Annotated in this window: 12 protein-coding genes; 3 read left to right on the top strand and 9 right to left on the bottom strand. The window is 69.1% G+C overall.

What is annotated here, in order from left to right; all coding sequences use genetic code 11:
* Nucleotides 1–71 precede the first annotated feature (71 nt).
* The 7 genes from J1G43_RS03000 to pglW form a co-directional block, all read right to left on the bottom strand.
* The gene (locus tag J1G43_RS03000) at nt 72–2,171 is read right to left on the bottom strand and encodes a DEAD/DEAH box helicase (RefSeq protein ID WP_207377939.1); all 2,100 of its coding nucleotides are present in this window, start codon (nt 2,169–2,171) and stop codon (nt 72–74) included.
* 3 nt (nt 2,172–2,174) lie between these two features.
* The gene (gene brxD, locus J1G43_RS02995; RefSeq protein WP_207377938.1) at nt 2,175–3,509 is read right to left on the bottom strand and encodes a BREX system ATP-binding protein BrxD; all 1,335 of its coding nucleotides are present in this window, start codon (nt 3,507–3,509) and stop codon (nt 2,175–2,177) included.
* Nucleotides 3,506–4,558, bottom strand: coding sequence for a hypothetical protein (locus tag J1G43_RS02990; RefSeq protein ID WP_207377937.1), 1,053 nt, complete (start codon nt 4,556–4,558; stop codon nt 3,506–3,508). Before J1G43_RS02990 ends, brxD begins: the two co-directional genes overlap by 4 nt.
* Nucleotides 4,559–4,577: 19 nt before the next feature.
* Entirely contained in the window at nt 4,578–7,268 is a 2,691-nt protein-coding gene (gene pglZ, locus J1G43_RS02985; RefSeq protein ID WP_207377936.1) for a BREX-2 system phosphatase PglZ, read from the bottom strand.
* Complete coding sequence (locus tag J1G43_RS02980; RefSeq protein ID WP_207377935.1) at nt 7,265–11,107, bottom strand: DUF6079 family protein; 3,843 nt, start codon at nt 11,105–11,107, stop codon at nt 7,265–7,267. Before J1G43_RS02980 ends, pglZ begins: the two co-directional genes overlap by 4 nt.
* A 61-nt stretch (nt 11,108–11,168) precedes the next feature.
* On the bottom strand, nt 11,169–14,783 hold the full coding sequence (gene pglX / locus J1G43_RS02975; RefSeq protein ID WP_207377934.1) for a BREX-2 system adenine-specific DNA-methyltransferase PglX: 3,615 nt from the start codon (nt 14,781–14,783) through the stop codon (nt 11,169–11,171).
* Nucleotides 14,780–18,955, bottom strand: a complete 4,176-nt coding sequence (pglW, locus tag J1G43_RS02970; RefSeq protein WP_207377933.1) for a BREX system serine/threonine kinase PglW — start codon at nt 18,953–18,955, stop codon at nt 14,780–14,782. The genes pglX and pglW overlap by 4 nt, the downstream gene beginning before the upstream one ends.
* 221 nt (nt 18,956–19,176) lie before the next feature.
* On the opposite strand from pglW, the gene J1G43_RS02965 reads away from it, so the two are divergent.
* From J1G43_RS02965 to J1G43_RS02955, 3 genes are all read left to right on the top strand, one after another.
* On the top strand, nt 19,177–19,389 hold the full coding sequence (locus J1G43_RS02965; RefSeq protein ID WP_207339661.1) for a hypothetical protein: 213 nt from the start codon (nt 19,177–19,179) through the stop codon (nt 19,387–19,389).
* A gap of 94 nt (nt 19,390–19,483) precedes the next feature.
* Nucleotides 19,484–19,975: a hypothetical protein gene (locus J1G43_RS02960; RefSeq protein ID WP_207339662.1), complete on the top strand. Its 492-nt coding sequence runs from the start codon at nt 19,484–19,486 to the stop codon at nt 19,973–19,975.
* A gap of 117 nt (nt 19,976–20,092) precedes the next feature.
* The gene (locus J1G43_RS02955; RefSeq protein ID WP_207339663.1) at nt 20,093–21,121 is read left to right on the top strand and encodes a hypothetical protein; all 1,029 of its coding nucleotides are present in this window, start codon (nt 20,093–20,095) and stop codon (nt 21,119–21,121) included.
* A 56-nt stretch (nt 21,122–21,177) separates the two neighbouring features.
* On the opposite strand, the gene J1G43_RS02950 is transcribed toward J1G43_RS02955, so the two are convergent.
* Nucleotides 21,178–22,458, bottom strand: coding sequence for a hypothetical protein (locus tag J1G43_RS02950; RefSeq protein ID WP_207339664.1), 1,281 nt, complete (start codon nt 22,456–22,458; stop codon nt 21,178–21,180).
* On the bottom strand, nt 22,455–24,602 hold the full coding sequence (locus J1G43_RS02945) for an ADP-ribosylglycohydrolase family protein (protein ID WP_207339665.1): 2,148 nt from the start codon (nt 24,600–24,602) through the stop codon (nt 22,455–22,457). Before J1G43_RS02945 ends, J1G43_RS02950 begins: the two co-directional genes overlap by 4 nt.
* Nucleotides 24,603–24,633 lie beyond the last annotated feature (31 nt).

Raw genomic sequence — 24,633 nt, 5'->3', positions numbered from 1 at the left:
ACAACTCGTCGAAGAAAGCATTCGCCGCTCCAGCTACGGATATGGCTAGGGAGCAACTGCTGAGCCGGCTATCAGCTCCACGACTCACTATCCTGTTCCGATGACCCCGCATTCAAACACTCGCGGGCAACCATGGCTGCGCCCTTCCGGTCTGCGTACCTCTCCGCGAGCGTCTTCACAGCGACAGGCAGAGGCAGCGCCGCCGAGAACTTGAGGCTCTCCACCATCTCGACCGGGACACTCGGTGCGACGTCGTCTAACGCGACACCCTGCAGGCGGTCCAGTCGCCCCGCCCCTCGCACGATCATCACCTCGTTGAAAGACCGCCCCTCAGCTCCGCCAAGCGCGGTGCGGAGTGTCTCGTTGGCTCGCAGCCCCGCCCAGGTCCACAGCCGGAGATCTTGTCCCGATCCGTCCACGACAAGACCGCCTTCTGACACCTCATCCGCCCGTGTCTCGCGGATCAGGTCGAGCCGGTCGACAGCACGCCGAGACAGCGGCACGTCCGGCGTCTCCCCGAGGAGAACGTCGCGCTGGGCACGCATCACCTCGAACGACAGCGCGACGGCGTCGCTGTGCCATCGGACATCGCCCTTGTGCGCGACTGGGCTCACGAGGACCTCGAACCGCTCCCAGTTGACCTGCTCGACGTGCCAGGCGCGGCCGTTCATGAGGATGGGCTTGGAGTCGAGCTTGGCGGATCCCTCACGAGGCAGTGCGAGAGGTGAGATGAAGCCGAGCTCCTTGTTGCCCGCGACGACTCGAAGCTCCTTCTCGGCGTTGAACGAGCTGAGCAAGTCCATGAAGTGGCGGCGCCCGAACGCCTTCTCGGCCGCGGGTCCGATCATGAGCAGCCCGCCGTCCTCGACGAGGAACCCTTCCTCGCGGAGGTACTGGAGAACCTCGTCGCCGTCGTCCATCAGCGCGAGGTCGCCCCACCACTCCCGCCAGGTGCTGGCGCCGTACGCGCCCTCCTGCAGGGCGAGCGCGAGCAGCTGTTGAGCGGTCAGGTGCCGCGGATGACGCGGTGGGCTGATCGGCTCGACGAAGCCACGTTGCCAGAGCAGCAGGAGGCCGGCTGCTTCGAGGAAGGCCTCCGAGCTGGTGGCGAGGAACAGCGTGTTGCGCCGCGTCCCTGGTCTCCGCCCCGTCCGTCCGAGTCGCTGGAGGAACGACGCGACGGTGCGAGGCGCGTCGATCTGGATGACACGGTCGAGGTCGCCGATGTCGATGCCGAGCTCGAGGGTCGAGGTGGCGACGATGACGGTGTTCTGCGCTTCCGCGAAGGCCTGCTCGGATCGTCGCCTCTCCTCCGCTGAGAGTGAGGAGTGCGAGACGAAGGTCTGCACGCCCAGCTCTCGCAGCTCGAAGGCCAGCTGCTCGCTGACGCGCCGCGACTCGCAGAAGACGAGGCGCTTCTCCCCACGGTGCAACTGCGAGATGACCTTCGCTGCGTTCAGGACCGAGCCGACGTAGTCGAGCAGCACCTCGGGTTCAGCAGCAGCGCCGGACGCATCCTCCGAGACCACGCGCAGCTCGCGGTTGTCGGTCCCGCCGCCCTGCAGCCACCGCCCGATCTCTTCGGGGTTGCCGACTGTCGCAGACAGTCCGACCCGCTGGATGGGCCGCTGCGCAAGTCGCTCCAGGCGGGCGAGCACTCCGAGCAGGTGCCACCCGCGGTCGGACGCGGCGAAGGCGTGCAGCTCGTCGACGACGATCGCGCGCACTCCCGAGAAGAAGCGGTCGTGGTCGACGCGCCGCGACACCAGCATCGCCTCGAGCGACTCCGGCGTGGTCAGCAGGATGTCCGGCGGCTCAGCGAGGATGCGCTTGCGTTCCGTGTCGCCGATGTCGCCGTGCCAGAGACCCACGCGCCGGCCGAGCCAGTCCGCGTACTTCGTGACCCGCGGGTAGAGGTTGTTGAGCAACGCACGCAGGGGCGTGACGTAGAGGACCGACAGCCCTGTCCACTCCTCCTGGACCATCGAGGACAGGAGAGGGAAGACCGCAGCCTCGGTCTTGCCACCGGCGGTCGGGGCGATCAGCACGCAGTCCGCTCCCGCGCGCACCGGCTCGACCGAGTCAGCCTGCAGCGGGCGCAGGCTCGCCCAGCCCAGCGAGTTCACCACGTGGTACTCGATGGCCTCGTCGAGCCCGGTGCCACCACTCATCTGTCAGAAGCCCAGGTCGACGTCGTCGACGCTGGACGCGGCACGCAGGTCCCCACGGGAGCGCGCCTCGCGTTCGACCTCGGTGAGCTCCGTCGCGCTGACGGTCAGCTGGTAGTCGCGCCGCGGGTCGAAGTCGGGGAACTGGTCGACACGGTCGAGCACGTCGGCGACGAGCTTCTTCAAGAAGATGCGGGGCGCCACGCCGGTCTTGCCCCCGAGCTCGCCACCCACGGCCGCGGCGAGATCGGCGATGTACCGGTCATCGACGACGTCGTGGATGCGCGGGCCGTTCGGCGTGCTGTCGGCGTAGATGTCGCGGACACGCGCGCCGAGCTCGACCAGCGACTCCGCGTTGAAGCCGGTCAGGCGGATCTGCGTCGCCCGCGGGTTGTCGAAGCGCGGGTCGGTCGTGAAGTCGGTCTGCAGGCGCTGCGCCAACGGGGGCAGGCGCTGGACCCCCTGCTGGCCGTCGTAGAACGCCGGCGTTCCGGTCATGACGAGGTAGAGCCCAGGGAACCGGCCGGCGTCGACCTCGTCCATGAGCTGGCGCAGGGCGTTGAGGGACTTCTCCCGCACGTCAGATCGCATGCGCTGCAGCGTCTCGACCTCGTCGAGCACGAGCACGAGACCGGCGAAGTCCGAGTCCCGGAGCACGGTGAGCAGACCCTGGAGGAAGCCCAGGGCCCCAAAGTGGTCGAGCTCGCCGCGCACCCCGGCCGCTCGGCGCGCCGAGGCGGCCACGTTCGGTTGGCCGCCCAGCCACGCGAGAAGCGCGGCAGCTTCTGCGTGGTGCCCGTCGGCGGTCAGCCGCCGGTAGGCCCGCAGGGCCATGGCGAAGGAGGGCGCCTCCTTGGACACCGCGGCCAGTCGCTTCTCGAGCAGCTCGTCGGTCCGTTGGCCGAGGTCCCCTGCGGCGCCGGCGGCCAGCGCATCCTGTCCCAGGAAGTAGAACCACCCGTCCACGATGTCGCCGAACGCCCCGGCCGACCCTCCAGGAGCGGAGAGCGTCTCGATGACTCGTCGGTACACCTTCTCCAGCTTGTAGAGCGGAGTCTCCGTCTCGGAGATCTGCACCTCGGCCGTGGCGAAGTTCATCTTCTTCGCGCGCTCCGTCAACCAACGGGAGAAGAAGGTCTTTCCCGATCCGTACTCCCCGCGGACGGCCTTGAACTGGGCGCCGCCGTGCTTCACGGACTCGAGCTCGTCCTCGATCGCGGACTCGAACCGCCCGAGCCCCACCGCCATGACGTCCAGCCCTTGCTGGGGCACGGTGCCACGCCGCAGCGCGTCGATGATCTCCCGACGACGCCGAGGACTGATCGAGGCGGTGCTGTTCACAGACGATCTCCTTCAGGCTGTGCAGGGCTCACGAGCCCGAACTGCTGGCGCAGCAGGTTCTCGTCGATCGCGAGAACTCCCCCGTCGCGCAGTGCCAGTGTTTCGTAGCCGTCGACGTTCAGCAGCCGCCGTAAGAGCGGCAACATCGGCCTCAGTGCCCCAGGAGCCAGCCCTGCCTCTCGCTCCACCGTCATGATCGACCCGCTCCAGCCTGTGCGGACCACCGCATTCACGACGCCCCGTACGACGGCGTCGTCGACAGTCGCGCGCCCTGCCCGTGCCTTCTGCGCGAGGTACACCTCGGACCGGAGCAGCTGCTCGGTTTCGTGGAACGTCGCGGGAATCTGTGGGGGTGCCACCAGTTCTCGGCTCGACACGTGCGACGTGCCCACCACCGCTTCGCTGACGAGCCCGCGCCGGTGACGCGCCGTGAGGCCCAGGTCGGCCAGCCGAATGACATCGGCATGTGCCCTGACGAGGAACTCCTGGAGGTCCTCGGAGACGTCGTTCACGATGACGGCCGCACGCTGGTAGGCAGGCGGTGCTGATCTGAGGTCGAGCTCGACGTCCGCGTACCGCAACGCCTGCAGGTTCGTGAAGTCGACGATGTACCAGTCGCCGCCGGCGTATGGACGGTCGTCCCGGGCGACCACCCGCCGCTGAGCCCTCGATCCTTCGGTGCTGAGGTCGTCGACCTTGTCTAGACCTGCCCGGTCGATGAAGCGGTCGATCGGGTCCTCGGGTTCCACGACAGACGGGGTCGGCGACGCCCCCCGCGGAGGTTCGGCGGGCTCCTCGCCGGGACCCGGTCGTATCCCGGGGAATGTCCGGTCCAGGATCTGCCGCAGCTCAGCCGCACCCTCGGCGCCGATCTGGAACGTCTGGCTGACCTTCGGCTGACTCTGCCGCTGGTCCGAGCCGAGGGTCGAGAGCTGCAGAACCCGGGATCCCCCGGTGTCCAGGAAGTGGAAGTAGAGGCAGTCCACGTCCGTCGAGTGCCGCGTCCCGTGCCCCTTCACCTCATGACGGAATGCGCGGATCACTGCCACTGCGCGTCCCCCCGGTCGCTCATGTGGTCAGCCCGAACTGGTCCTTGAGCAGGTCGACGTCGAGCCGCAGGGTCACACCATCGCTGTCCACGGAGAGGATGTCGTACCCCTCGACGTTCAGGACCCGCTTGACGACGGCCAGGCCCTGACCGAACAGCGTGACGGGCATGCCCGCAGCCGCGGCGACGGTGTCTTGGTGCGCTCGCCCACCGTGGGCGACGAGGGTGCGCAGCACCGTCTCGATGAGCGCTGCCGACGCGGCACGCCCACCGAGCCGGTACTGGTCGGCGTACACGCTCGACGCCAGCACACGTCCCACGAGGTCGTCCGACGGTGCAGGCGACGCCACCGCGGCCACCTCGAGCTCGAACAGCGCGGGCTCCGACTTGTCGACCGCGGGCTTCTTGCGCGCTCTCTTCGCAGGACCAGGCTGCGTGGAAGTGGTCGCCTTCGCCTCGACGACGGGGTCGTTCCACCAGGCAGGTGCCTGGGGCGGCGCTGGCTCCCATCCGTCGGGAGCCTCCTGCGCGAGCGACCGCTGGTACACGAGCACGGGCACGGTGAGCTCCGCGAGGGACGCGCCCCCGTGGTAGCCCGCACGCGCGGCGCCGTACCTTGCGTCGTCCCGCCACAGCACGACGACCTGGCCGGCGTCGAGCGCCACGCGCGGCCCGGTGACCAGCGCCTCGCCCTCCTCGACGGGCCCCGTCGACACCGGCCGCCAGCGCGCGTCGCCCCCGGCCACAGCAGGGAGCATCGCGGTCCCGCGCTCGACGACGTGGCCGTGGTCGGAGGTGAGGACCACCGTGCGCCCGGCGATGGAGGCGGCGTTCAGCAACCCGCGAAGGGGCTCGAGGTCGCCGATGCCCCAGGGCCGCCCCGAGGTGTCGTTCTTGTGGGTCGCGTCGTCGATCGCGTTGATGACGACACCGACCACCGGAACAGCGGGGTCGGCGATCGCGGTGGCGACGTCGTCCGCGAGCTGGGCGCCGCCCGGCGCGCGGAGCTCGCCCTTGTGGAACACCCTCGCGCCCGGGAAGGCAGCAGCGAGGCCCGACTTCTCCGTCGCGGACGTGCCGTGACGGACCTCGCCGCAGAACAGGCTGGTGCGCGAGATCCCGGTCATCGACGGCAGCACGGCAGCGGCGGCGAGCCGGCGCTTGGTCGCGGACGGCACCCACTCGACGAGACCGGACCGCCCTACCTCGCCCGCGAGGTCGACGGCGACGGCTCCGCTCATGCCGTCCAGGACGATGAGCAGCACGCCTCCGTGCGCCTTCCAGGGGTCCACCACGGCGCGCAGGATGTTCTCGACGCCGAGGGCCGGGCCGCCCAGCAACGCCTCCGCCAGCGACTGCATGACGACTGTGTCCCCGAGGTGCGTCGCGGCCACCGCATCGCGTTCCCGGCGGCGGGTGCGGACACGCTCGATGAGTCGCCCGTAGGCGGCCCCGACCTCGGCGTCGGATGACCCGCTCCACAGCACACCGAGCGCCGCGTCGACCCACGCGCCGTCGGCGAGCTGCCGCTGAAGGTCCGTCCCCAGGGTGTGCGCGTCGGTCTCAGGAGTCGCGAGCCAACGCGAGAGGCGCACCGCCATGCGCGGCGCAAGGTCCTGGCTCCCCAGGGTGGCTTCGCGGTGCTCGAGAACGCCGGCGAGTGCCTCCTCGATGCCGGTGCCGGAGTCCAGGGCCGTGCCCAGCACACGCAGGCGGGCGGTGAAGCCCGGACGCAGGATGCCGGAGCGTTCGGCGCCCTCGGGCCACCCGAGGTTGTCGCGCAGCAAGGCCTCAGCCTGGTCGAGCACCACGCCGAGGCGCCCTTCGGGGTCGTTCTCGCGCGACAGCCGGAGCACGGCGGAGACGGCCGCGTTGGCGATCTCCCGCGCCTGCACCGGCGTGACAGCGCGACCTGCGACGTATCTCTCGAGGAGCCGGGTCCGCGCAGCGACCTGGGCCTCGGTGAGGTCACCGGCGGGCTGAGGCCACAGCACGTCGATCGCCAGACCGAGGGCGAGTGGCTTGACCAGGCCGCCCGGCGTGGCGGTGGTGCGCAGAGCAAAGGCCGCCGCCGTGCCGTACTGGCCCTCGGCCCACGCGATGAGGTGGTCCTGCAGCTCGGGGTCGACACCCGCCCATGACGAGCGCGAGCCGTTGCTCAGGACGGCCAGGAGGACGACGCCGTCGAGGTCAGCCGAGTCCAGGTCGAGCAGGTGGGCGAGCAACCCGCCGATGGCGTGCTCGGCGGTCACGGCCAGGTCCGTGGAGGGGGCCCACCCGCCGGCGGGCTCATGGTCGAGCAGTGCGGTCGCGGCCCAGTCCAGCCGTCGGAGCTCGCGGCTGACCTCGCGCGCACCCCCGAAGAGCGCGGGGACGCTCGCCCACTCGTCTGGCTCCTCGATCCGCTGGCCGTACGCGCGTGCGAGCACGGTGTCGTTGAGGTCCGCTCGCGGCCGATCGGTGAGCACGACGAGGTACTCGTCGTCGGACTGCTGCGCGTACGCATCGAGGATCGCAAGCTGGGAGACACCCTCGACGACCCGGACCCGCTGCCCGTCGATGGTCAGCTCGCCGCCGTGCCACCGCGGCTGCGCCCGCAGGACGAGCACCCGCGCGTCACCGCCCTTGGCGATGAGCTCGACGGCGCGTGACCGCACGAGCGCCTCGGAGACGGCGACGGTACGCGGCGTCTCCGTGGCAGCGCTGGTCACTCCCACCTCCAGCTCACGCGTAGTTCCTTACCCGGGACCGGGTGAGCCAGCTCCTCGGTGATCCTCCGACGGATCTCGTCGGCCTTAACGGGGTCCGAGACGACCTCCGTCACCTCGATGAGCCGCTTTCGCTTTCGCTCGTCCTCTTCCAGGCGGATCCGGTCAAGCTCGGCAAGCCTGTGCTTGATCTCCGCCTCGCGCGCTTCCTGCTCGCGCTTCTGCGCGTCGAGCCGCTCTCGCTCCTTGCGCAGCGCCTCCTCGCGGGCCACGCGCTCCGCTTCGGCCTTGCGCTCGGCCTCCTCGCGGGCGCGATGAGCGTCCTCGATCGCCTTGAGTCGCGCTTCCTCCTCGCGGCGACGCCGCTCGACCTCCTCGGGGTCGGCCGCGATGATCTCAAGCGCTTCGTCCGCCGCGCTGGCCAGGGCTGGCTTGAGCTGTGCGTGGAGCTCCGCTTGCCGTGCAGCATCGCGAAGCGCGGCCAGTGCCTGTGCGGCCTGGTCACCTCCCAGGCCCGGCAGCCGGTTGATGAGGCTCCAGTTCGCCCCTCGCAGCGCGGCGACGACGTCACCCGAGGCCGCGATCGAGCGGCCGATCGCCTGCGACTCCGTGGGCAGGTCGAACTGTGCGAGCGCCTCGATCCTTGCGACAGCGTTGTCGGCCGTCGCAAGCACCGCGACGAGGTCCCGTCCGCGCGTGACGGACTGCCACCGCGGGCTGGTCTCGTCGAGCCCCAGGACGTCACGGTGTGCCGACAGCTCCGCGGCCGCCTCCGACGTCGTGCTCACCGCGGGACGCACCTTGCCGAGGAGCGCGTCGCTGACGCGCTGTACCGCGGCGGTCGACAGGTGGTACTCGTCGGCGCCCACGCCGAACAGCGCCTTGGCGCGGGTCAGCGCGACTCGCCACTCCTGCTCCGAGGGCAGCACCGGCTCACGCAGCAGCATGTCCGGGGCCAACGACCCGATCCCCGGCTCACTGGTGCGGGATCCGGCGCGATACCACTCGCGGTCGGTGATCCGGGCCCACGCCAGGACGAGCAGGTCCATGGTGTCGGTGGTCATGCCGCGGTCCGCGAGGACCCCGCGCAAGGTCCCGACGGTCACGTCACCGGTGCCCGCGGCGCGCGTGAACTCGTCGAAGAACGCGAAGGTCTGAGCATCCAGCGCGTAGGTCGTCTCGCGCAGCGCCCCCACGCCGTAGCCGGTCACGACGCGCCGGACCTTACTGCCCGTCGCACGGTCGACGTCAGCCAACCGACCCCCGGCGTCAACAGCCTTGCGGGCGAGGTCGAGCACGGCGTTGAGTTCCGTGCGTCGCACCTCCTCGACGCCTCGCTCGAGCTCGGGGTGCTGGGGGTACCTGGCGGTCAACGCGGAGCCCAGCGCCCCCACGACGGCGTCGCGCAGCGTCGCGGCGGACGGCTGGGTAGGCGTGAACCCGTCGGCCAGGGTGACGAAGTTGGTGCCCGGGAGCCGAGTGCCGAGGTTGTCGTCATTCGCCGAGGAGTCGACCCCGTACGCCTGCCGCAGGAGCGCCCCGAGCTGGCTGCGCAGCGAGTCCCGCTGGTTGGTCAGCAGGCGGCGGGCGGGCTCACGGTCGTTGACCGGCAGGTTGCTGGCGTACTGGTCGAACCGGTTGCCCGTCAGTAGGTACTCGAGCTGAACGAGCTTGCCGACGTCGTCCATGCGCTGCGCAGTGAGGAAGTGCGGGACCCAGATGATCGTGTCGGAGACGACGCCGTCCTGCTTGAGGTCGTAGATGCGCGCGGCGTCGTCGGACGGTCCGCGGCCCTCCTCGTCGTCGAACGGGTAGTCGACGACGAGCTTCCAGCGGGAGTCCGACGCCTTGAGCGTCTCGACGGGCATGGCGGCCCTGTCGCGCACGTTGCCGAACACCACGTCGACGGCCCGCTTCTGGCCGCGCCAGACGTGGTCGAGCGCGTACTCGCCCGCGTAGGAGCCGGTCGCGACGGCACCGATCTCGGCCACGAGGGTGTCGCGGATGAGCTTGCGTCGGTTGGCGTGGGAGTCCTCCTGGGCGACGTGCGCGAGGATCGCGTCGAAGTCGACGCCGGTGAGCTGCAGGCTGACGACCGGGTCGGCGGTGGACCCGACGGTGATCTCGGAGAACTTGGCCTGCCACTCGGTGGCGAGCGTGACGACCTGCCCGGAGACGTTGCCGCCGAACATCGACACGACGGACCCGAAGTTCAGGGCCGCCAGCTTGGACGCCGTGAGGTCCTTCAGGGACGTCGCGCCGGGGGCGATCGCGGCGACGAGGAGTGTCTTCGCCAGACGGTCCTCGCGCCGGAACGGGTGGTTGCGGTCGAGCGCCCGAGCCTCGGCGTCGGTGAGGCGGTGCTTCTCCAGCAGGTACGGGCGCATCTTGCCCCGGTAGAACGTGGCGGCGGCCTCGAACACCTTGACCATGTCGTCGGTGAGCGGCTTGGCGTCACCGAGCACGACGACGTCGAACAGGTCACCAACGGGGATGACATCGCCGACCGTCAGCTCGTCGCGGCCCCGGTAGAGCAGCTCGCTCATGATCTTCAGGGCGGTGCGCTCGCGCTGCATGATCGCTGACAGCGCGACCATCGCGTCGACGAGCGCCGGCGAGAAGGGGTAGACCTTCTCGAAGTCCACGGCGCTCGAGCCGGCAGAGTCGGTGAGCAGGTGCTTCCAGTCCGTCGGGTTGGCCCGCACGCGAGCAACGGCAGCGGCGAGCGCAGCCTTGCCCGAGTCGGACGTCGGGGTCAGCAGCCGCTTCTGGACGATCTCCGGCAGGTCGGCGGCGGCGAGGGTGATCTTGTCGAACCGGTCCTCCCACCACTGGAAGGAGTCCTCGAGGGCCACCTGCTCGGCGCCGACGTTCCCACCGCCGAGGAACTCCTTGAGGGCCCGCTGACGGGCGACGAAGGAGATCATCGGGATCGCCATCTGGCCCGACCCGGTCTCGACCAGCTTGGCGACCTTGGACGTCTCGTTCTGGATGAAGGCCGAGTCCCGCAGGTGGTTCGCCAGCCACAGCACGAGCTCGTCGAGGAACAGCACGAGCCCGTCGTAGCCGAGGTCCTTGGCGTGGGCCGTCATGATCCGCAGGCCCTGGTCAATGGGCAGCCACGCCGACGTCGACGTGTACCCGGGGAAGTACGTCTCAACGAGCTTCGCCGCAACCGCCTGCCGGTCTCGCTCGGTCGCCGCACCGCGGGCCGCCGCGTCGAGGTCTGCCGCCGTGAGCCCGCCGTCGCTAAGGGCGCCGAGCACGGGGTCGATCTCGCTGGCGAACTGGGCGAAGAACGCCTCGTCACCCATCTTCGCGCGCAGGCTCTGGGCGTCCTGGAAGAGCAGATCGCTCCGGTGCAGGACCGGCGGAGCGGCGTCCGGGTGCTTCTCCTTGACGGTGTTGATGTACCCCTGGAACAGGGCGCCTTCGAAGGACTCGGCCCCGATGAGGTGGTAGTCCACCGCGAGGAACCTGCGCGAGAGCACGTCCGTGTGCTCGGCGACGACCTGCTGCAGCCCGGGCAGGGCGCGCGCGTGGGCGTTGCCCGAGATCAGCAGGTGCATCACCGCCATGTAGTGCGACTTACCGGCACCGAACGAGCCGTGGATGAAGGCGCCCTTGGCGTTGCCGCGCGCCACCGCGGACTTCACCAGGGTGAGGCCCTCGCCGAACGCCTCGGCGATCTTCTCGGTGACGACGTAGTCCTGGAGCGTCCGGTCGGCTGCGGGAACGCCCTCATGGATCCGCATGACGAAGTCGTCGTCGTGCACAGCCTCGGGCACGTGGATCGCGTCGCGCAGCATCATCGACAGTGCGCCAGCGGTAGGGGTGCTCATCAGTCGACTCTTCCGTTCTTCAGGTACAGCACGTACGTCATCACTCAACCAGTGACCCGCTCTACGTCCTGCGCCGCCGGCCACGTGCCGCGGCCGGCGGCCGCCACGCGTTGACGTCGTCCCTCGTCATCTGGAGTTCTGCGAGGAACTGGTCTATCTGGCTCGTCACCGCCTGGGCGGCACTCGACCCGAACTCCGGCTCAAGGTCGGTGTGCCACTGGTGCAGCCACGGCTCGAGCTCGACGAGACCCGCCACCATCGGAACGAGCGCATCCTCGGAGGCGCCGAGCGCCTGCTGCGTGAGAACTTCGCGGACGAGTGCGACTGCCTGGTCGCGATGAGTCCACGCCGCCCACCCAAGCACCGGGCTCAGGTCCCCCTCACGTGCGATGCCAGGAAATAGAGTAAAGAGTTCTCTGGACACGTCGAGCTCGCCGCGGAGGCGCCATGTGGACCTCGCGATGAAGTCATTCTCCCTATATCGAGGAGGCGTTGCGAACGAGACCTTACCGCCGGCATCCTCCAAACGCTGCTGGCGCCACACCTCCTGCCACTCATGAAACTTCTCTAGCCCAGATCGAGTGTATCGATAAGCCGCAAGAAACGGTACCGCTTCGCTGAGCACCAATTCCTCTACGACCGCCAGAACGTCAGGCTCCGAACTTCCTGTAAGCGCACTCGCCAGTTGACTCAATCCCTCATCTCTCCGCAATTCGTCAACCAACTGAACGATAGAGCGGAGCCTCGGCCCCTGGTGATCGGCCCACAAACGACCGTCAGCGACCCGGTCGACAATCGCTTCCTTCAGCGCCTGACGAGACTGGGCTTCCCACGGGACGGCCGCCCAGCGACGCTTGTAATCCGGCGCCTCCAAGATCTTTAGTGCAGCACTCGATTGAATAGCCGACAGACGTCGACCAACAACCTTGCGATACTCCAGTGGCCATGATTCCGGGAATTCCAGCACGCGCGCAAATCTGTGAACCTGACCCGTTCGATTGTCCACGTAGTCGAACCAAGTCGTATATTGGGCGTTCTCCGGTTCGCGACGAGCCATCTCCAATGCAAACGCACGCTCGCCCGAGCCGATCGCCGGCTCCGACCCGTTCCAATCGCCTTGATACGTAAGATCCTCGTCAATAAGGCCATACAGCCGATAGACGTCCCAGTCAAGTTCCTCTTGCTCGAACATCATGCGGGCCCGAATCGCCGCCCAATGACTGCGCGCCTCGCCAAGACGCTCCGGAAGCGAGTCCGTCGCGCCAGCCCTTAGCCAGTCAGCGATGACTGCATGTGGACTCGTCGCGCTGAGTCTCCGTGCAAGGTCATCCAACACAGTTGCCCGGCTAAGAGGCAGCACCCTGGGAAGGGGGAAGTTTTGGAGCTTCGTACCTGTGAACTCCCACGTCCGAAGCCAAGGCGTATCCGCGTCGCCACCCTTCTTTTGGGAGACCTGCCGCATCCAGAAGCATGCGACGGAACTATTTAGCACCCCGAGCAGTTCAAGGTGCTCCCGCTCGCCTGCGCCATCAGGCAGTTTGAGAACGGGGGCCGACTTGTTGAAGAGGCGCCCACCTCGATCGAGCACAAAATGATTATGCGTAGATACGAACGCATATGAGATCAACATCCGATTAGAATGCTTACCGGGCTGAAAGATGGCATGGTCATACCAACGCATACCACGCTGTTCGGCGGTTTTTCCGAAGTAGACCGCCGTCCGCAAGTTGCGCCGAAATGGCCACAAGTGCCGTGAAGCTGCGACGTTCGGCTCTGTCTGCTCCCCGGCCATACTGCTAAACATGAGGGAGACAGCCTGGGGGGTTACGGTCCAATCACGCACCGCCCCTCCCTCGACGAAGGGGTAACACTGCGTAACCATTCCGCGGGCAATCGCCGTCGCCCTTGACATCAAAAAGATCTCATCATTGCCCGTAATATCGGAGAAGCCCGCCTCGGATATTACGGAGGAGAGGGCGCGTGGCGAGGCGCTGATGAGGAGCGACATTAGAGCACTGGCGCCTCCCCCATTTAGGACCCAAGGGAACTTCGCGAGCTCCTTTCGCGCGAGGTCTCCTACGCTAACGTACTCGCCGTCGAATCCTGGGTCGTCTAGATGTTTGACTATCTCCGACCAGACCGGCCCATTTTCTGGGTCCGATCGCTTTCCAGGGTCATCCTTCACGGAGAACACAGTCCTCACGGTGGAGTTCACGGGACGTCGCCGCCTACCGAAAATCACGCACGTTGGAGTTCCATCAAAGTTATGGCCAGGCATCCAAGCACCTTGGCTATCGATCACATGAGTCAGGTCCACAGGGTTATCCAGGTGATAGCCAGCGAAGAACTCTTCAATTAGTTTCTTCCCGAACTCCCGCTTCATAAATGAGTTGGACGTTATCTGGCCAACATACCCAGCCCCGCGCCCGGAAGTCCCGAGCGTGGCGAGACGAAAGAATAGTTCCGCGAACGGCACGGTGAGGGCGTACTTTTTGTAGGCGCTTGAGTAGACTTGACGGTACTTTTGGTTTAGTGCGGGGTCTTTGACCGTAATATATGGCGGATTACCTACAACGACGTGGTATTGCCCGGGCCTCAGGATTCCTGTGAACTTGCCCAAGTCCTCTGTGCCGTACACAAACGTCTCGCTCTCGTCGAACAGGCCGACGCCACCGCCCTGCTCACCGAGCAGAGAGTCACCGATCGCGAGGTGGAACCCGAGCCGCGGCACACCCACGAGTGACTTCTCACCGGCCATCTGGATGGCGGCGACTGTGAGCCGGAAGCGGGCGATGGCCACGGCAAATGGGTTGATGTCAACGCCGTGAATCGAATCCATGGCCTTGAGAACACGCTGCCTGGGATCGAGTCCGGGCGCCTCTGCCGCCCATTGTGCGTTGAGCCGGTGGAATGCCCCGAGGAGAAAGTGTCCCGACCCGCAAGTCGGGTCGATGAGCTTGAGCCCGTCGATGCCGAACTCGGCGATCGCCGGGGTGAGCGTGCGGTCGAGGATGAACTCCTCGACGAACTCGGGCGTCTGCAGCAGCGCGTACGTCTTCTTCGCGTGCTCCGACAGGTCCTGGTAGAGGTCACCGAGGAACCGGGTGTCGAGCTCGGGATCGGTCAAGTCGTGGATCAGCGTCCCGTCATCGTGGGTCCGCCGCCAGAAGTTCACCAGTCCCTTCGCGGCCTCGGCGCTGATCTCCGCGGTCCACACCGGGTTGTGCTTCGGGTCCACGAGGGCGGCGCCCGCAGGCTGGGCGGCGAGCACGCGGAACGCCTGCTGGAGCCAGTCGCGGTCGTGGTGGCTGGTGTGGACGCGGAAGTACGCGGTCTGGTTCTCCCGTGCCCGCGCCGTGCGGTCGCCCGGCCCGGCGATCCAGCCCACGGGGACGGGCATGCCGTCGAGCGTGGCGCCCGCGAGGAGGTCGTTGTCCTCGCAGAACCGGATGAACGTCGTCGCGATGACCCACGCGACCGCGGCCTGGTCGACCTCGTTGTCCCGCCACGCCGTCCACGACAAGCCGGTGCGCTCCCGCCGCAGCGCCTCTGCGTGCTCGCGCTGGAGCGCGGCTCCCCACTCGGTCGTGGGGTCGTCGGCGCGCGCCTTCAGGTCGGCCTGCAGCAACTTGAGCTGGGCCTTCAGGTCGGCGAGGAGGGCGGAGGAGTGGATCATGAACGGTCTCCGGTGGTCGTGCTGTGGGGCGCGGGCTTGTCGTCGTCGGCAAGCTGCGCGAGGTCACGGGGGAGGTCGACCCAGCCGCTCGGTCCGAGCGGCACGGACCGCCCGTCGAGCAGTGGCGCGCGGGCGTCACCGGGCTTGGCGACGAGGAGCCAGCGCGCGGCCGGTCGACTGGTACCGGTGTCCAGCAGGGTGGCCAGCAGCGACGTCATGCCGTACCGCACGAGCGGACCGGCGTTGGCCAGCAACAGCGGGCGGGGTGACGCGAGCCGCTCCGCCCACGCGGGCTCGACTGATCGCTGGACGACGCTCTGCAAGGCCTTCCACTGCTTGCTGTCACGGTCCAGGGCGTCGTAGCCGAGCAGCCCGGACCACATGCCCCCAGCCTCCTCGATCTGCTCCTTCGTCACCGTCACGACGAGCTCCGCGACGTCGAGGACGTCGATGTCGAAGGTGGTGGACAGTGCGCGAACAGCGGCGGTGTACCGCCGCGGCGGCACCGTCAGCGTCAGGGCCGAGTGGCGGCCGAGTGCGTCGTTGAGCTTGCGCGTGATCTCTGCGGCCGGCGTCGGTGCGGACTGCGTGGTCTGGACCGACCCGGTGGTGAACAGCGCCGTGCTCTTGGGCTCGTAGACGCCCTCGCGGTTCACCAGGTCCGGGTACAGGTCGCGCATGAGCGCGTCGAGCTTGTCCGAACCTGCAGGCAGAGGCTCGGCGAGGTGGGGGAAGCGAGCGCTCAGAGTCCGCCGCACCGCCGCCTGGCTGATGGCGCGGCCCGGCTTTCCGCGCATCGCATGCTCCAGGGCCGTCGCGATCGGCAGCGCCCTGGGGTACAGCTCCTGGAAGCCCGAGAGGGCCGCGGTCTGGCTGGCCGCGGCGGCCAACCGCAGCACGCGCGTGTCCGAGACCTGCCACTGGCCCGCGCCGTCGAGCTCATCCACCACGCCCCGCAGCGCGCCGATCGCCGTGCTCGCGGTGATGACCCCGCCGGTGACCAGCTCGTCAGCCTTGGCGCCCAGCTCAGCCGCCAGCTCGGTGAGCAGGTCGGCCGGCGGGCTCGCGTCGCCGGCATCGGTCGCGGCAGCCGTCTCGCTCAGGGCCAGCACGTCCGCCTTGGCGCCTGCGCGGCGTCGGAGGACAAACACGGAGCCGATATCCCGCGCGTCGAACTCGACGATCCCGCGGACCAACGCCGTGCCGTGGCTCATGCGCGCGTCGCCGTCGAGCGTCGACCCGCGCAGCGTGACGAGCGCAGCAGCAGCCTCGGGGACCGTCATGACGCGGCCGGCGTTCTGCACGATGGTCGTCAGCTCGTCGCGTGCCGTGAGGAACGGCTGGTGCTTGGACCAGGCAGCCGCAGCGTCGTCCACCATCGCGGTGACGCGCTCACGCGTCGTCTGCGCGTCGGCGGCGACCTCGGCGGCGGTCGGCCACGCTGGGCCGTCACCGAGGCCTAGCAGAGTGCGGGCGAGCGACTCGTCGGCGGCGGGCAGCATCTCCAGCAGGTTGTTCACCAACCGGTCCACCCCGAGCGCCACCGCGACTCCGGCGACGGGCTCCGCCGGTCGCAACGCGGTGCGCCACTGCCCGATGCGCGCCTGGATCTCCTTGCGGTACGTCTCCCCCAGTCCGCGGATCCCGTTGATCTTCACCGGGTGCACGCCGAGGACGTCCGCGACCGTGACCACGCCGTCGAGCCGACGCAGGGCCGACAGGGCCTGAGCCGAGAGGCCGGACTGCTCCAGCGGGGTGTCGAGCGTGGCACGGGAGGCGAGCTCGTCGTCCTTCTTCCGCGCGTCCTCGTCCAGGGCGAGGCCGGCGAACGCCTCCGTCCAGGCACGCAGCAGGTCCTCGACGTTGCCGAAACGGTCCTTGGCGTCCGGGGCCAGGGCCTTGCGGAACAGCGCCGTCAGCGGTGCCGCGACCGCCGGGTCGAACGACGTCGGCTCCACCACCGCCCGGTCGGTCGGCTTGGCCGGCATGCTTGCGCCGTTGGGCCACCACGGCAGGACGCCTGTGGCCATCTCGAAGAGCGTCACCGAGACCGCCCACAGCTCCGCCGCCCGGTCGTAGCGGTTCCGCCGGCCCTTGCCCAGGTACGGGTCGAGGTACCCGGGCGTGCCCGAGCCGGTGGCCTCCAGCGGCTCACGCGCGAGCGAGAAGTCGAACAAGGTCAGGTGCGGCTTGCGGTAGCCCGGGTCGGGGGCGATGCCGAGGTTCGCCGGCTTGATGTCGCGGTGGAAGACACCCTCGACGTCGACGAGGTAGGACATCGCCTCCAGCAGGTCGGTCCCCCACCGCTGCAGCTGCTCGAGCGTCGACTGGCCCTCCTTGGCCAGCCGAGTCGCGAGCGTCTCCTTGCCCGCGTCGGACATCAGCAGCACGCGGCGGCCACCGAGCTCGAGCGACTCCACCAGGCGCACGACGCGGGGGTGCTCCAGCCCCGCGAGCACCTCGGCCTCGACGTCGAGGCGGCGGCCGGCGGCGTCGTCCCGAGCGATCTTGAGGATGAGCTCCCGGTCGTCGCCCGCGTCGTCGTCGAGGACGGCAAGAGCGACACCCGAGGAGCCTTCCCCGCGCTTGCCCGCGACGAGGAAGCGGCTGCCGATCATGTCGCCGGTCCGGGCGTCGAGCGGGTCCTGGACCTCCTCCGGGGGCGACTCGGCATCCGGGCGACGCACCTCGTCCCACGCCATGCGGACGAACGTGAGGGCGTCCTCGACCGAGGCAGGGCGTTCAGACTCGTCGACCGCCGTGAGGTCACCGATCACGTCAGCGAGGGAGTCCGGCAGGGCCGCGGTGACGGCGCGCGGGTCGAACCGGCCGGCCTGCTGCTGGACCTCCTGCACCTCGGCGATCGTCGTCGCGGGCGGCTTCCCCGTCAGCATCAAGAACGCCAAGGCACCGAAGCCGAACACGTCCAGCGGGGCACCCGGGACGTCCGAGACGGACTGCCGCGCCTCGGGAGCGAGCCACACCAGGTCCTGGTGGCCGGCAACGCCCATGAGGTCGGTGACACCACGGCTGATGACGGTCCACCGGGTCGTGGACGCGGTCTCGCGGTCCTTCTGCGCGGAGTACCAGTCCCGCACCTCGAGCCGGGGACCGTCGGCCGTCGGCCGGACCCACACGCGCTGCGGCGACAGGGCCCGGTGGAACAGGTGCCGGTTGTGCGCGTACCGCAGGATGTCACCGAGCTGCTCGACCATCGCCACGCGGTCGTCGAGCGTGAGGGCCGCCCCCTCGTCGGCGAGGAACGCGTCGAGAGGCCGCTCGGCGTCCTGGTACTCGAAGAGCAGCGCCAGCCCGTCGTCCGTCGTCAGCAACTGCTGCGGGACCGCGATGCCGTCGTGCTTGATGCCGTACGTGAGCTGGAACTCACGCTGGGCGAGCTGCTCGATGCGCTTGCGCTCCGACGCCGAGGCCTTGGGCGGCACGTCGTACAGGCGCAACCGCTGCTTGAGCTTCGGCAGGTTCGGGTGCGTGACCACCACGTCCTGCCAGTCGACGCCCTCCGCCACCGGGTCGGACTCCGCGACCGCGTAGTCGCCGACCATGCGTGTCTTCGGCGTCGGGCGGAAGTCCGCCTTCTGGCACAGGTGCCGCACGAGCTGGGCACGCTGCGGGTCGATGCTGTCGTGCGGGTTCGCCGGCGGCGTCGCCAGGAACTCGCTCAGTCGCTGCAGCGGCGGCTTCGACGCCACGTCGTACCCGTCGAGCTTGATGACCCCCGCACGCCCGGACTGGTCGACCTCGAACTTCGATCCCTGACCGTGGAGGACGACCAGTGCGTTGACCCACGGGACGGCGCGCTCCATCTGCGGGCTCGTCGCGTAGGACTTGAGCAGGGAGGCGAGACGCTTGCCCTTGCGGTCGGTCACCAGGAACGGGTTGGGGTGCGTCTTGCCCGGCTGGTACCAGCGCTGGGACGTGCCCGTGATGGTGCCGTGCCAGCCCTTGAGCTCGACGCAGAACAGGCCCACGGGCGTGAGGAGCAGGACGTCGACCTCGGCCGTGCGGTTGTTCGTGTCGATGAAGGTGAGGTTGACCCACGCCGTGGTGCGGCCGTCGTCGGGGAGGACCTCGCGGAAGGCCTCGAGTGCCGCGGCCTCCTCCGGCGTCGCCGGAGGGCCCATCACCTTCCAGTGCGGCGAGTCGGCCTTCATCGCGCGTCAGTACCCCCACTCGGCATCGTTGACTGGCGCAAGTCCTGTCCCTGGCGTCTACAGGGTAACGAGCGAACCAGTGGCCACGGGCCATCGCCGTGGGTACATGAGGGGCGTAGAACCACGACTGCAGAAGATTCACCCATCGCAGCGCATAGGGCCACAGCTTAAGACGGACCACGCCGTTCAAGGACGGTGCCCGATATGCCGATGCGTCGTATGTGAACGAATTCGGATACGGAAGCAGGTTCGGTCAAGCCCAGCCGGCCGACCCCCTCGTCTACGAGCGGATCGGACAGCTCGAGGCGGAGAACGCCGACCTGCGCAAGAAGGTGCGACGGTACAACCGCGGATCCTGGGTGCTCGGCATCCTGCTCCTGCTGGTCTGGGGCGTGCCCTTCGTGCTGGGTATCGCTGCTGCACTGTCGTCGTAGCGGTCCTGATCGCTGACCACCGGCGGGTCGAATGCCGCAACTGTGCACGTTCCGCCACGATGATCCCTTCGCTGGCTCGACACCTGGGGGCACCATGACCGCGCTGCTTGTCCACCCCTCTCGAGGCAAGGGTGATGGTCAGCTCAACGCCGGCCGATCGCTGCTCGAGCCCGTACCCCTGGACTCAGCCGTCGCCCAGCTGCTGACGGCCGACGAGCGACTCCACCTCCAGCGCCGGCACGGTGACGCGGCTCGGTTCTGGGGCACGTACCGGCACAACCTCAAGAAGTACGAGCGCGTCACGGAGGGGGACCCGGTCCTCTTCACGGGGGGTGGCGGCATCTGGGCGACAGCACGGATCGGGTTCCAGTTCCGGAACAAGCGGTTTGCCGAAGAGCTCTGGCACAGCCACCCGGAGAAGGGCGTCTACGAATACGTGTACTCAGTGACGGACTATGCGCGTGCGGACATCGCGTACGCGGCGATCAACGCGGAACTGGGGCTGAAGCCCACGAACCACTTCCAGGCGATGGCGTCGTACGAGGGCGCCAAGGCAGAGACTGTGATCGCTGCGCTCGGGCTGTAAGGCTGAGGATCGACCTTGGCGCCCTCTGAGCCTGACCGCGACGCACGACATGAGACGTCGCGTCCCGTACGTGACGCCCGCCGTCGATTCGTCCTCAACCTGGTCCTGTCCGTTGGCATGGCATTGTTCGTGACCAGCGCGATCACCTTCGTCGCTGCGCAATGGCCTCACCGGGACCGTCAGAGCCCATGGCATGACGCCATCCCCCAACTCGAGCTCGGCGACGCGCTGACACTCATCACGGCACTGCTCGTGACCTACGGGCTAGGGGTGCTGGGCGCGCCGGCCGCTTTGCGGCACCACGAGGGCGACGTCGATTCTGCGATGGCGGACCAGCACCTTCGGGAGATCGCTGCCCTCACGGGCTGGGCAGGCGCAACGATCGCGCTGTGGTCCATCGCTGGGACGGTGGTGGCGAACGTCGAGGGCGCCGCCACGGCTGGCTCCTCCATCGGCGGCGTCGGTAGCGCGCTGACGGCGGGCGCGCTGGTAGCAGCAATGGGCGCTCTCGTCCGCGTGAAGTACGCCCCGGGGATCCAGTCGCTCGTCGACGCGGAACGGTGGGCGAACGAGATCGCGATCCGCCAGCGCCTCGCAAGCTGGGCAGTCCCGAACGACCCTGCGTCACCGTGGCGTGCGCGCCTTGGATTGCGGCTCCGCGCCCTCGTCCTGCCAGTGGTCGCACAGACGGCTTGCGCGTCCATCGTCGTCGGCGTGGTCATCGCCGCATCCAGTCCGCACACCGTGGTGGATGTTGGGATCTTCTTGGTGCTGGGCTTTGCAGTAGCTAGCCTCGCTGCTGCACATTGTGTGATGGTTCTTGCTTTCTTCCACGCGATTCCGCGCGCACCGATCCTCGGGACGGTCTTTGCTGCCGCCTTGCTGCTTGTGGGGATGGTGGGCGTGGTGTTCGCACTGCTGTACCGGGAGCATCCGAGCATCCTGGCGGCCTGGTTTGCCCCCATGGTCATTCTCGCGATCCGGCTAGTGCTCGGGATCGTCATGCGGCGGCGCGTGCCAGCGGTGGCACCGTGGCCCTGGGCGCTCGTCGACCGCAGATGGTGGGTGGCTGCGACGCTGACTGCGTCACAGCCTCCCCGCCTCGTGGCGGTGCCGGACGGTCAGGGTGGTCGCGGGTACATGTGACGGATGTCGGCGCCGCTTGCCCCGCTTCGAAGGGTGGAGACGTTGGTTGCACTCTGCTACTGATCGCCAAGCACTACGGCGGCACCCATCCTCGCCGTCCACCCGTCGTCCACGTGCCTGTCGTTCCCATCCTCCCCGAGCAACGCCACAGCATCGTCCCCCCGCAGCACGGCCCACCCGCCCTCACCATGGGAGATGACCCGCCACTCCCCGTCGTCGTCGACCGCGGCCGCGAGCAGGCGTGCGATGAACCGATGGACACGCTCGGCGCCGCTCGCGTCACGTGACGGCGACCCTCGGCGCGGCAGCTCGTCGACCAGCGCGTCCGGCACGCTCGACGCGAGCGGCGCCGCGAACACGTCCCACCAGTCGCGGACCACGGGCGACCCCCCGACATGCACGCCCTCGGTCGTCATACGCAGCCGCACGCTCCCGTCGAGATCGGTCATGCGACAGATCTCGCCCCTGGCGGCCGGCCCCACGACCTGCAGGTCGGTCCGGGCGACCAGCGCCGCGACAAGGCGCCAGGCCTCCGCCCGAACGTGCCCGTAGTGCAGCGGCAGGAGATCGACGGCGGGGTCCACGACCGGCTCCGGGTCGAGGCACCCCCACTGGCCCGCGCACACCTGGCGGAAGAAGAAGCCGATGGTGTGCGGCTCCACCTCGACCTCACGGACGAGCTTGTCGGCAGGATGTGCGAGCCCGCCGGGGACGTGCGCCTGCCCCGTGCTCGCGTCGAGCAACGCCACGACGTCGAGCCCGCGGCGCAGCACCCACAGCGGCTCGTGGAACACCACGGGCTCGTCGTGCGCGGCCCCGGCGAGCGCGGCGTCGAGCGCCGCCTCGGCGACCGACTCGCCCCCGGCGAACCCTCGCAGCACCTCGAGCGTCTCGGCGCTCCACTCACCTGCGATCCGCACCTGCTGCACCCACCACCCGGCGTCGTCGGCGAGCCCCACCGCGAGCGCCCGTGCGATGAGCCGGTACACGGGCAGCCGGCCCGTCGCCCCGTCGTCCACCACGGGGCCGGTCGCGGCGACGATCCGCCCCACGACGTCGTCGAGGCGCGTCGCGAAGACCTCGTCCCAGTAGAGGTGCTGGATCTCCCTGCTCGGCGCGCCGAAGAGCACCCACGCGACCATGTCGAGCTGGATCCGCTCCTGCTCGGTGCCGTCGTGGACGATGAGCAGCGGCGTGCCCGTCTCGTCGACGACCTGCGACACGCGCATGCCCGGGAGCCGCTCGACGAGCGCGGCCATGAGCGCCCACGCCCGGGCCGCGACGTAGCGGTCGGCGAACCGGTACTCCTCCTCGTCGACCTCGAGGTCGACGCTCACGGGAGCACCGCACCGAGTGCCTCCGCGACGACGAGCCCCAGGCGGTGACCGCGCTTGCGGTAGAGGGCCATGAGGTCGATGGGCTCGGCGTCGCCGGCGAGGAAGACGCGGGCGTCGTCGGAGAGGACGGCAGCGACGTGGCGCTCGCCGGACCGCCGCAGGTTATGCCCGAGAATCCAGAGGTGGCGCCTCGCCTCCACGTCGCCCGTCGACGAGGTCAACGTCCGCGCGTGAGCGACGGCCGCGGGATGTGAGGACTCGAGACCGTAGAAGAAGTCCTCCGACAGGTCCTCCCCCACCTGGAATCCGATCCGGACGTCCCACGGGTGACGGTCGTCCACGGCCCCCGCAAGCGCGCGCGCGATGACCCGGTAGGTGAGCGACCGGCGCGTCGTCTTCTGATGGGGCTGAGGGCTCAACCCCATGGTCTTCTCGGCCCGACGCACGACCGCGTGCGGGTCGGGCTGCGCGAGCACCTCCTGCCAGGTCATCCATCCCGTGTGGGCGGGGTGGATGTGGAGCCTCCCACCCCGGTTCATCTCGAGGCTCGCGCCGCCGCCGCTCGTCCCTGCTCTCCGGACACCCAGGACGTCGTAGCCGCAAGGCTGGTCCTCGTACACCTCGAGTCCATTCCGTCGAGCGAGCTCCGACGCGATCCACCATGACTGCGCGATGGTGAACCGCAGCGCCGGCTCGGTCGACTCGGGCCCCGTCTCCTCGTCGCCCTCCCCTGCGACGTTCTCCGCGATCCGCCCCACCGCGTCGAGCAGGAACTGCTTCGGCTCGTAGTCGGGCAGCGTCGCCTCCAGAGCCGCGAGCGCCTCGGTCTTCGGCACCCCGCGGTGACGGATCGCGTAGACCGCGGCCACGGCGGACGTGCGCGAGCGCGCCTCGACGCAGTGCAGTGCGACCCTCTGCCCCTGGGCGCGCAGCTCGGCGATGGTGTCGGCGGCGTCGATCAGCACGGCGTCGACGTCGGCGTTGGCACCGTCCTGGTCGACGAGCCAGAACTCGACGTGCTCCCGCGACGTCTGGCGGCGACCGACCCGGCACATCGAGACGACCGTGGTGACGTCGTCGGGGAGGCGGACGAGGCCGTCGAGGGACGCGAGCACGACGCCCTCGTCGTGCGGGTGCGTGACGAGGGTGCGGACGCCGGTGCCGCTGAGCTGCGGGGCGACCGGCCAGCCCAGGCTGTCGGGCTGCCCACCACGGACCGCGAGCGCACCCAGCTCGACGAGCCCGCGGGTGTTGATCCCCGGCCACCCGTGCAGGATCCTCCGCCAACGCGCGGGAACGGCCGTCCCACCGTACGCGGCGCCGACGAGCGCGCCCGCGATGGCCGCCACCGTGTCGGTGTCCTTGCCACCGCGGACCGCGCGCTCCAGCACGTCGACCAGCCCGTCGCCGTGGTGGATCGCGGACCACGCACCCTGCAGCGCCTGCACGACCCACCCGTTCTTCGGGAAGTCCCGGGGCTGCGACGACTCCGCCTCGGCGATCACCGCGGCCCACCGCTCGCGTCGCGCGGCCGGTAGGTGCGCGAGCTGCCCGACGAGATCGATCTCGCCGGTGCGGATCGCGTGCCGGATGGCGAGCGACCACAGGACGCACGCGTCGCCGGCGTCAGGGTCACCGTGGGTGAGGTCGGAGACAGCGCGTGCCGCGTTGGCAAGGGCGCGCTCGGCGCCGTCGTCGAGGTAACCCAGAGCGACAGGGCCGGTGCGCATGAGGGTGCCGTTGCCACCGGATCGGTCCGGCTCTCGGAGGTACTGCGCACTCGCGGCCTGCCGCGCAGCGGCAGCACTCGGCGTCCGCATCGCGCGCATGAGCATGCTCGTCTGCTTGCCGACGTCCTTCGCCTCCGCTGCCCAGGCGAACCACGCCGCGACGATCCGGTCGAGCGCTCCCTCGTCGTCGAGCGACCCGCCGTCGGCCAGCACCTGCGCGATCGGGATCGCCATCGACGTGTCGTCCGTCCACTCCCCCGGCTCCCAGCCGAACCCGCCGCCGCCCTTCATCACGACGGGCGCATCATCCGGCAGCGGCGGACCGAACTCGTACCCCGCCCCCAACGCGTCACCGGCGGCGGAACCGAGGAGGGCACCGACTGCGCGGTCGATCTGAACGGGGGTGAGCTTCATCATCGGGGTCCAGACGTCGATCGGCGAGGGT

Origin of the sequence: Cellulomonas sp. zg-ZUI22 (assembly GCF_017353535.1) — a bacterium.
GTDB classification, from domain to species: domain Bacteria; phylum Actinomycetota; class Actinomycetes; order Actinomycetales; family Cellulomonadaceae; genus Cellulomonas; species Cellulomonas wangleii.
The sequence above is the reverse complement of the archived record's forward strand: the minus strand, read 5'-3'. Positions and strand labels throughout refer to the sequence as shown.

What these genes read in the sequence shown, in the direction of transcription:
- J1G43_RS03000 (WP_207377939.1), bottom strand. Translation starts at nt 2,171, where the DNA reads ATGAGTGGTGGCACCGGGCTCGACGAGGCCATCGAGTACCACGTGGTG.
- J1G43_RS02980 (WP_207377935.1), bottom strand. Translation starts at nt 11,107, where the DNA reads ATGAGCACCCCTACCGCTGGCGCACTGTCGATGATGCTGCGCGACGCG.
- pglX (WP_207377934.1), bottom strand. Translation starts at nt 14,783, where the DNA reads ATGATCCACTCCTCCGCCCTCCTCGCCGACCTGAAGGCCCAGCTCAAG.
- pglW (WP_207377933.1), bottom strand. Translation starts at nt 18,955, where the DNA reads ATGAAGGCCGACTCGCCGCACTGGAAGGTGATGGGCCCTCCGGCGACG.
- J1G43_RS02960 (WP_207339662.1), top strand. Translation starts at nt 19,484, where the DNA reads ATGACCGCGCTGCTTGTCCACCCCTCTCGAGGCAAGGGTGATGGTCAG.
- J1G43_RS02955 (WP_207339663.1), top strand. Translation starts at nt 20,093, where the DNA reads ATGGCATTGTTCGTGACCAGCGCGATCACCTTCGTCGCTGCGCAATGG.
- J1G43_RS02945 (WP_207339665.1), bottom strand. Translation starts at nt 24,602, where the DNA reads ATGAAGCTCACCCCCGTTCAGATCGACCGCGCAGTCGGTGCCCTCCTC.